This is a genomic window from Crocosphaera sp. Alani8 (assembly GCF_038442745.1).
Lineage (GTDB): Bacteria > Cyanobacteriota > Cyanobacteriia > Cyanobacteriales > Microcystaceae > Crocosphaera.
Genome location: NZ_JARVCN010000134.1, coordinates 1 through 9,010 on the forward strand (window position 1 = coordinate 1; position 9,010 = coordinate 9,010).

Annotated in this window: 7 protein-coding genes; 2 read left to right on the forward strand and 5 right to left on the reverse strand. The window is 37.9% G+C overall.

Features of this window, described 5'->3' with window-relative positions; all coding sequences use genetic code 11:
• Positions 1-11: 11 nt before the first annotated feature.
• The 3 genes from P9B04_RS09475 to P9B04_RS09485 form a co-directional block, all read right to left on the reverse strand.
• Positions 12-2,132 (reverse strand): PhoX family protein, encoded by a 2,121-nt coding sequence (locus P9B04_RS09475; RefSeq protein ID WP_342054743.1) that lies wholly within the window; start codon positions 2,130-2,132, stop codon positions 12-14.
• A 168-nt stretch (positions 2,133-2,300) separates the two neighbouring features.
• On the reverse strand, positions 2,301-2,453 hold the full coding sequence (locus P9B04_RS09480) for a hypothetical protein (RefSeq protein ID WP_342054744.1): 153 nt from the start codon (positions 2,451-2,453) through the stop codon (positions 2,301-2,303).
• A 370-nt stretch (positions 2,454-2,823) separates the two neighbouring features.
• The gene (locus P9B04_RS09485; protein ID WP_342054745.1) at positions 2,824-4,857 is read right to left on the reverse strand and encodes a glycosyltransferase family 2 protein; all 2,034 of its coding nucleotides are present in this window, start codon (positions 4,855-4,857) and stop codon (positions 2,824-2,826) included.
• Positions 4,858-5,013: 156 nt separating this feature from the next.
• On the opposite strand from P9B04_RS09485, the gene P9B04_RS09490 reads away from it, so the two are divergent.
• Together P9B04_RS09490 and P9B04_RS09495 are read left to right on the forward strand one after the other, a co-directional pair.
• Positions 5,014-5,871, forward strand: a complete 858-nt coding sequence (locus P9B04_RS09490; RefSeq protein ID WP_342054746.1) for a DUF547 domain-containing protein — start codon at positions 5,014-5,016, stop codon at positions 5,869-5,871.
• 65 nt (positions 5,872-5,936) lie between these two features.
• Positions 5,937-7,268, forward strand: coding sequence for a hypothetical protein (locus P9B04_RS09495; RefSeq protein WP_342054747.1), 1,332 nt, complete (start codon positions 5,937-5,939; stop codon positions 7,266-7,268).
• 11 nt (positions 7,269-7,279) lie between these two features.
• Here the strand turns inward: P9B04_RS09495 and P9B04_RS09500 are convergent, their stop codons facing one another.
• Both P9B04_RS09500 and P9B04_RS09505 read right to left on the reverse strand, forming a co-directional pair.
• Entirely contained in the window at positions 7,280-7,915 is a 636-nt protein-coding gene (locus P9B04_RS09500) for a hypothetical protein (protein ID WP_342054748.1), read from the reverse strand.
• Between the two features lie 362 nt (positions 7,916-8,277).
• A complete protein-coding gene (locus P9B04_RS09505) occupies positions 8,278-8,910 on the reverse strand; it encodes a ZIP family metal transporter (protein WP_342054749.1) in 633 nt (210 codons plus the stop codon).
• Positions 8,911-9,010: the final 100 nt, after the last annotated feature.

Below are 9,010 nucleotides of genomic sequence, written 5' to 3' on the forward strand. Positions count from 1 at the left end.
ATCTTTGTCCCCTAACTTTCGGCGAGTCCCCCCAGACTTTTTGAGAAGCTTCCTCGCTTCTCACTAGCCATGTTTTGACGAGTTCCATAAGCTTCTCCAGGGTGTTGTACTGCTAAAAATAGGGTTTGTTGATCTTGTGTCAACCAAGGGCCAGTCATTTCTACTTCCATCGGCCCGATGGCAAAAGGAAAAGCTATCCCCTCATTTTCTCCCTGAAGGGGTAAATACCATAAAGTATTGTTGCCAAAGATCCCTACTAAACTTTTCGTTTTTACTGGTTCCCCATTTTTCAGGCGATCCTTAATTTCCCGATTATGACCACTGGTGGACATATCTGTTACCATCCATAAGTCTCCCTTCTGGTCAAACATCAGGTTATCCGGGTTAGAAAAACCCATCCCTCCCGAGGCCGGTTCCCCTCCCGTTGCCAAGATATCCCAACGAAAGGTCATGGCCGCCGGATCGTTTTCATCTTCCATGATCTTCATAATCCAACCGTACTCATAATCCATTTCCCCATCGGGACCACGAAACACCCCTTGATCCGGTCCACCATCACCCCCAGAAGTTCCGGAAGTAAAGGTAACGTATAAGGTGCCGTCTTTACCTATTTCTGTGTCTTCTGGACGTGCTGTACAAGTGATTCCAGCTGCATTGGCGGCAAAATGAGCATCGATTAAAATCGCGCCTTGTTTTTCTTGGTCAGTTCCTAGATATAAGTCTCCCAAGGTTTTGAATTGGTCCTTAAAGGTGACAACGTCTTTATCCTGGGTAAGTTTCATGATTCCCCCAACTGTGCGATCACTGTTGGGTAAGGTGACTAAACCCCCTTGCACCTTTGAGGGTAACACTGGATCAATGGGGGTATCTGGGGTCAAGCGCACCCATCTTCCGCTTCCGTCGGGGTTAAATACCGCACCGTATAACATTCCTGACTCCATGCAACAGGAATTATTCTTATCTTTGGGGTCAACAATGGTCTTATCTGAAACAAACTTATAAAGATGTCCTCCTCTGCGATCGCATCCTGAATAAACAGCTAACTTTTTCCCTGTTTCGGCCCGAAATGCTACTGCTTCGTGACGATAACGCCCTAACCAAGTATGCTTTGTGCCATAATCATTTTTATCCCTGGGATCAATTTCTACCATCCAACCATACTTATTCCCCGCTAAACCAAAGACATTCCCCCGGCCATCAATGTTTCTTTCGGTCATTAAAAAGGGTTTTTCTGAAGGATCTAAAGAGGAACCATCGGCCTTTACTGCTTCAGGAACTTGAAACTGAATATTCTCTTCTGCACTGAGTACGGTTCCCCAAGGAGTGGTTCCCCCGGCACAGTTTTGGAAAGTCCCGATGATTTTACTACCTAAACCGTCTTCGTAACCCTGCTTATTTTTTTTCTCAAACACTCTAATCCCTGGACCGGTTGCTTTGAGATAACGACCATCTTTTAACCCAGATATTCCTGTAATACGTCTATCTGCCTCTGAATAGGTGCGTTGCCATTGACCTTGAGCATTTTTTCTTAGAGAAATTATGCCAATTCCCTGATCGATTAAAGCTTCAGCCGCGATCGCTTCTATTTTAGTTTTTAGGAGATCATTTTTAGCTAAGGCAAAGGCATTGATTTCCCCATCGTTTTCATCTGCGATCGCTTTAACTTCCTCAAAAGGAAGGGATTTTCCGACCACTTTTTCGTAAGTTTCTCTCCAAGTTTTACCACTAATATATTCAAAGTTAATGGTTAAAAACCCCTCATTCGGTCGAGTTTCAACGAAGGACAAATAATCGTTATTATAACCAAAGCGTGAGTCCCCTACTTTGTCCCCCCATTGGGCAATTACATCATAAGTAAATCCTTCTGGTAAAACCACATCATCTATAACTTCATAAGTTTTGTAATTTGATTTTTGTTGTTCATCGCTTAGTTTTTCGATGGTTAAGGGAATGGGTATTTTGACAGGAGTAAATGTCCAAGATTGACTGGCTTTAACAGTTGTCTTAACTATTTCTTTCCCTTTACTAGCAACCATAAACGGATAAGATAAAGCCTTAGTTCCTTGAGATAATAAGACTGTCCCTGTACTCATACCCAGAAATTTTAATATCTCCCGTCTTTTTATGCCCATAAACTTTCCTTAACTTTATTAATTAAGCTTTCTAAACAGGATATCTTAACTCGTTTTGTGTTTTTTCTCCTTATTCTCTTCTTAACCCTTGATCTGTTCAGACTTATTCAAGGGTAAAAACAGAAGAGTATTCAATTACTAGGTCATTTGAATGCTTAACAGCTTACCCTATCCCTGATCTACAATAATTTTGATAGAGTCTAACTGAGATGCCCAAAATAAGGCTACCGAAATGGCCGCCATGATGATAAACCCGAACACATTTCCTAATATTTCTTTTTTCCAATCAATCAATAAGGAATCATCTTCATCTTTAGTCAAAGATATCAGAGCTACAAATCGCAAAACTAAGGTTAATAGAGACAGGATAAACCAATAAATAGAATAAAGCTTTATAGCTATCAAAGACCAGGATATGTGCAACAAGAGTAATATGCCAGATACTAGGCACCACAGGGTTGTAAACCATCGTACAGCATCAAATATGCGTTTCTGTCGCACTATCGGCAAGTTTGACCAACCTGATGAGTGTATTTCCCAAGCACTGTATATACCCAAGCTGAGGAAAATTAATGCTATTACGATTAGAGAATAACCAAGAATATAAAAAAATAACATTAACTGGGTTATTTTTCATCTGTACTAACTAAAGTTTAACGGCGATCTCCTGTTTTTGCAACAGTACCGAAAACTACAGTTCATCTCGCAATGATGCAACGCTAAATTCTTGCTTTTGCCAAATTGTCCACAAGTACCCCAATATAAAAGGTAACCATAAAAATAATCTCTCTTGACTCGTTAAAAACCAACTTGTATCTCCTAATGCCTTACGATATTGTAAAACAAAATAAATAAAACTCGATAAACTAATTAAACGAACTCCTATATTTTGATTGACTACAGCAAAGGGAATAATCCAAGTAAAATACCAAGCATGAATAATAGGAGAAACTAGATATAAGAAAAAAAAGTATCCTAAACTAAATTGGTGAAAAGTTCTTGTTTGAGTTAATAACCAAATTATAGCAATTACTAAGGGAATAGCATAAATCCAATTCCATTGACGGGAATTTTGCCAAACTAAACCTAATAAATAGGGAAAAAATTCGGCACTTTTTCCATAGGAAACGAAGCTAGAACTAGTGGGAATCAGAGGACATTCTTCTGGAGAACAAAAAGGAATTGCACTTAAAAATAATGGCAATAATCCACTTATTAATACTAAAGCGGAGAATGAAAAATTAATCCGACGAAAAGCTTGCCAGATTAAAAAGCCTAAAATCGGCAAAGATATCCATTTAACAGCAATACTAAAGCCGATGAAGACACTGGATAAAAGCAATTTTTTAGGAAATACATAGTTGTGATTATAATCAAAAATCAACCAAGAAATTACTAAAGGCAAAATAAACCAACTATCATAGTGAGCCCCCCCAGCAAAAGAATAAATCACTAGAGGATTCCAAGCATAAAGTAAGGTTTTTCTTTCACCAAAACGACGGGCTAACAACCAACAAATCAGCAAATCAGCAACAATAAATCCCAATTTAAAAATAATTACACTGGGACTAATGGTCGCTAAAAAACGAAATCCCCATTGTGTAATAGGGGGATAAATAGCAGAGGTATCAAGATGATTAATTAGAGACCACCATTCTGTTCGATAGGGCATTAATTCAGCTGCATTAGGTGCAAAATGATAGGGACTAATTCCTAATGTTTGTAAATATCCTTCCCAGAGATATCTCCAGACATCATCCCCTGGATACATCGGCAGTAGCAATAAACGAGTCAAGATTGTAACTGTCCAAAACCAAACCTTTGAAAGATTACTAATTCCCCAAGATAAAAAAAATCCTAATCCCATAATTCCTATCCCTTGCCAAAATGCAGGAACAGTTTCTATCTTGATAAAATCTCCGTTAGGAATAATTAAAATTGTTCCTAGAAGCAGAAAAATAGATGAAAGTAACAATAAAAATTTAGATAAATCAAACTTTCTTTTATCTCTTAAATATAAATTTACTAGGGTTGCTAAAATAATAATTCCGGCTTGAATACTTCCAGAAATTGTCCCAGAAATTTTTGATTTTCCTCCTTTTCGAGAATAGTAATTTACAGGAATTTCACAAATATTTAAATTAGATTGAATTGCTTTAACTTGCATTTCAACCGTCCAACCAAATCCTCTATCTTCCATCGAAAAACTTTCTAATGCAGAACGACGAATTAAGCGTAAAGGACCCAAATCATGGTATGAATAACCCCATCCTAATTGAATCAGAAAACTAGCTAATCGGTTACCAAATTTTTGTACGGGTGTCATGGCTTGACAACCCTTCACTGTGGCAGTGCGATCGCCTAAAATCAGGTCATGGGTTTTTTGTTTCAGCCAAAATTCCTCAAGTTGTTTTAGATCATCACTGCCATCTCCATCACAGAACAAAATCCACTCAATTTCAGGGGGTAAATTCTGTAACCCCGTCCAACAAGCTTGTCCATACCCAACAATGGGTTCAGAAATGACTTCAACTCCTGCTTTTTCTGCTAAAGTTGCACTGCGATCGCTACTACCATTATCAACAATGCGAATTTTCTGCAATCCTAAATCATGTAGAGAGTCAATAACATTAATAATAGTTGCTTCTTCATTACGAACTGGAATAATAACTAAAATATTAACTAAGGCTTGATCTTTCTGGGAATTTGAATTAACGTTACTCATCCTGTTTTTTCATTTAGTTTTAAGCATAAAGCTATAGGATAATGAAAGTAGCGAAATCTTGTACCATAATTAATGATTATCTTATCATCTTCTCAACCTAAATTAAGATTTTTCGTTTTAGATAGTTAGTGAGGAATGAACTTAGAGGAGACAATTATGAACAGACGAGTAATACCAATTATTTTATTGCTTACAGCATGGGGAATTGCTAGTTGTGCAACAGTTGACGAGGGAACGCAAAGCGAAACTTCTCTCATTGATCAAAGTCAGATTGAAACAATTGTTAGTGCTAATCCTTTTGATTATCAAGATTATGCTACGGTATTAGAAACCTATGTTAATGAGGGTGGACTAGTCGATTATGAAGGGTTACAGGCTAATCGAGAACAGCTAGATCGCTTTAATCGCTCTTTGGGAGAAGTTACCCCCGAAGTTTACAATAGCTGGAGTGAAGAAGAAAAACTAGCTTTTTTAATTAATGCCTACAATTCATTTACCTTAGAGTCAATTATCGACCAAAATCCCCTCAAGGCCAGTATTAGGGAGATTCCTGGAGTGTGGAAAAGACGAAAATTTTTCCTCACCCAAACTGAAAAAACGCTAGATAATATCGAACACGATGTTATTCGCCAAGAGTTTAACGAGCCGAGAATTCATGCTGCTTTGGTTTGTGCTGCAATTAGCTGTCCACCCCTCCGTAATGAACCTTATCTTCCCGAACGGTTAGACGCACAATTGGAAGATCAGTCGGAAAAATGGATTGCTAGTTCTCATGGTTTTCAGATAGATCGACAAAATAATAGCGTTGCTATTTCAGCAATTTTTAAGTGGTTTGGGGAAGATTGGCTCGAAACCTACAGTACTGAAGAGAAATTTGCTGGTAGCGAGAGGGAAAAAGCAGCACTTAATTTTATTAGTCAATATGTCCCTCCCGAAATTAGAACATATTTGGCACAAGGCAATTATCGAATTAACTATTTAGATTATGACTGGTCTTTAAATAAACAAAATTAGGTAGTGACTCCCAGAAATACATTACAGAAGATAATATTTTAGATAACAGTAAATAAATGCTCAGTATGCACACAACAGCAATTGATTTTATACAGCGTTTTATCGGAAAAGATTTAAGCGATCGAAATATACTCCAAGAGTTTTCAGATCAAGTCATATTCTCTAGTTGGTTAAAAAAACAATATCCTCATAGATCACAAGAAATCTATCGTGCCATGCTGTTGGTAGCACGACCATATTTTGAGTATAAAGATACCCCTGTCTTCGTTGTCCCTTATGTCGATACACTTTTTATTACGGGGTCTAGTGACTCTAGCATCAGCTTCATTAGACCTAGTAGTTTAGGGACTCAAAAACAACTTATACTTGACATACCACACGCCGGAACCTTACCACCTTCTTGTGTTGATGGACTATTATCTGATCAAGTAATTGCCGATGAATCCATAACCTCTAGCAATCCCTACACAATTTGGAATCAAGCAGATGTTGGGGTTTTAGAGGTCTCTGGAAGTATTTGGCAAAATCATCAAAATTTTGTTTGTGGTTCGGCAGTATTAACAAATTTGATTATCAGCAACGGAAATCGGGCCCCAGCAAGGGAAGGTAGAACAAATCAGGTCTACAATACACACACTTATCGTGGTACCCCTCTATACAAAGATATTTCTCAGCCTACTGACGAAACAAAACTAAGGTTAAAACGGAATCATGATTTGAGCATTGCTGTTGCTGGAGCATGTCGTGCTGCTGCCTATGTGACAAATGGGGATTATCCTATTATCTGTTTAGAACCACATAGTTATTCGGCATTTTCCCATGAAATACTCGATGCCTTGTTTTCACCTCAACTAAATGGTCTGAATTTAACTAAATTTGCACCCCACAATGGTGGTACACATACCAAGGCACTACTAGATTATCTGCGCAATACCTATGACAAAAAATCATATCAAGAGTTAGTTAGACCATTAGTGTCAGTCTTAGATGTTTCAAGTCCTGACGAACCAGATAAATACAGCACTGTTAATCAATCTGAAATGGAAGCTTTTGTCGATCCCTTTATTACCATGATAGAGGAGGCTTCTAATATGCTCCCCATTAATCTTGATGATTGGGAAAAATCCCGTCCTGATGTTTATGGTGCTACCAGTACCATGTTGATAAGGTTAGAAGAAGTGATAAAAAAAGCCAATTATTATCTTGATATCAATGATGACAACGTAATACCAAAAACCATAAATACGGTCACAATTGAATATAATAGGGGACTTGTAACATCCAACGAAACCTCTAACATCCACACCAGTGAAGAAGATTTTTACAAGCGTTGTCAATTGGTTGGTGAGGCATTTGTAGCTGGCATCAAGAACATGCAAAATATGTTTTTATTGTAAATTATCCATTTTTAATACGCAGTATGAACTTTTACTCTTAAAGTGTGCTGATCTATATCCAATATAGCTAACATAAAATCGTTTAAGTCCCCTTGCTTTTCCGAGCAAGAAACTTTGTTTGCGTACATAAGATTATCACCTGCAGTTAGACAACGATAAAAGCCATTTTTAACATCTACGGGCAATTTCGACATCCACTCTTCCAATAATTGCTCTTCTGTAGGATTATAAATAGAGCCAGGTTCTGGGACAGGTTTTTCTTGAAGCTCATAGACTCTTTGTAAAGATTCTACAATTCTGCTAACACCAGTAATTTTTATAAGAAAATCGCGGGATAATGGTAATGATTTCCATTGTTTATTTTCTCTAACTTGCTCTCGATAACTATTAAAGTCACTTGGAGAAAATTTGAAAGTCGCATCAATTTTTAAACCTTCTCGTCCGAAGCTACCAGATGTTTTCGGGACACTATTAAGCACAGTTAAATTTGCACTTTGAGGTATATTAAACTCTTTCCGTAAAACTTGCTCATCAGACAAGGAACAACCTTGAAAACTTCCGGATATTACAAGTAGAGATAGATTTATAATTATGTTGCGAATAAGATGATTGCTCATTCTCTTACCTTTATCTCGTATTTTGGCCATTGGTGCTGGAGATCATGATGGTGGGATTTCGCTCTGGAATATTAAAAATGGATGCAAGCATACAACTTCCTTTGGTCATCCCGTATTAGCTAATACTGATATCTTGCACCAGTATAGAAAAACTTAAATTAGTCAGCAGTTCCTCACTCCGTTCCGGCGCTATCGCACAGCGTTCAGCATTCGTTTAATCTTACTCACAGTAGATGATAGGGATTGATATGTTTCAGCTGATAGCTGATAGCTGAACGCTTACAAACTAGCCAGTTTTATCGAAGGTGCAAGATGTGAGTAATACCGTAATATAAGTAAATTTTCCATTGGGATAACTACTCACACCGAACTCAGCTTCCCCTAGCTAATTATTAATGTTCCCAGGTATTAATAACAATGATAGATAAAAATCCTAATACTGTTGACATTCCCACAATAGAACCCCCTTTTGCATAAGCTTCTGGTAACATAGTTTCCGAAATTACTGTTAACATTGCACCGGCAGCCATCGCCCCCACCAAAGAGACAAAGTTGTCTGGAACATTAGCAAACAAAACACTGCCAACTGCTGCTAAAATTCCAGTAATTAACATAATAGAACCCCACATCATCAATATTTTTTGCACAGAAAAACCCTGTGCTTTCATTCCTTGGGAACTACAAAGAGCTTCGGGATAATTAGCAATAAATAAACCAGCTAATAAAGCAGGACTTAAAGGTGCAGTAATGATATGTGCGCCGATGGTTAAAGCTTCCGGGATACCATCCATTAATAAACCCAACCAAATAGCCATAGGTGCGTCTTCATGTTGCGCTACTGTATGAGAAATAGTACCCGCAGAAGGAATTAAATGACCAGCATTCATGCTTTGAAAAGCCTTTTCTATCCATTGTCCCGCTTGAGATGGGGTAAAATTCTGCTGTTTAAGCAGGTAATTTTGCAATTTTGGTTGTCCTAAAAACTTTTTGATACTCTCATCCAAATTCTTTGACTGTTGTACCATTTCGTTAAAATCTCGTTTTCTCAGTACCCAACCTTCAACACCCGTTAAAGGAAGCTTCTCAAAAAGTCTGGGGGGACTCGCCGAAAGTTAGGGGACAAAG

Bases quoted from the DNA above. Each gene is read 5' to 3' on its own strand.
- P9B04_RS09475 (WP_342054743.1), bottom strand. From the start codon at position 2,132: ATGGGCATAAAAAGACGGGAGATATTAAAATTTCTGGGTATGAGTACA.
- P9B04_RS09485 (WP_342054745.1), bottom strand. From the start codon at position 4,857: ATGAGTAACGTTAATTCAAATTCCCAGAAAGATCAAGCCTTAGTTAAT.
- P9B04_RS09490 (WP_342054746.1), top strand. From the start codon at position 5,014: ATGAACAGACGAGTAATACCAATTATTTTATTGCTTACAGCATGGGGA.
- P9B04_RS09495 (WP_342054747.1), top strand. From the start codon at position 5,937: ATGCACACAACAGCAATTGATTTTATACAGCGTTTTATCGGAAAAGAT.
- P9B04_RS09500 (WP_342054748.1), bottom strand. From the start codon at position 7,915: ATGGCCAAAATACGAGATAAAGGTAAGAGAATGAGCAATCATCTTATT.
- P9B04_RS09505 (WP_342054749.1), bottom strand. From the start codon at position 8,910: ATGGTACAACAGTCAAAGAATTTGGATGAGAGTATCAAAAAGTTTTTA.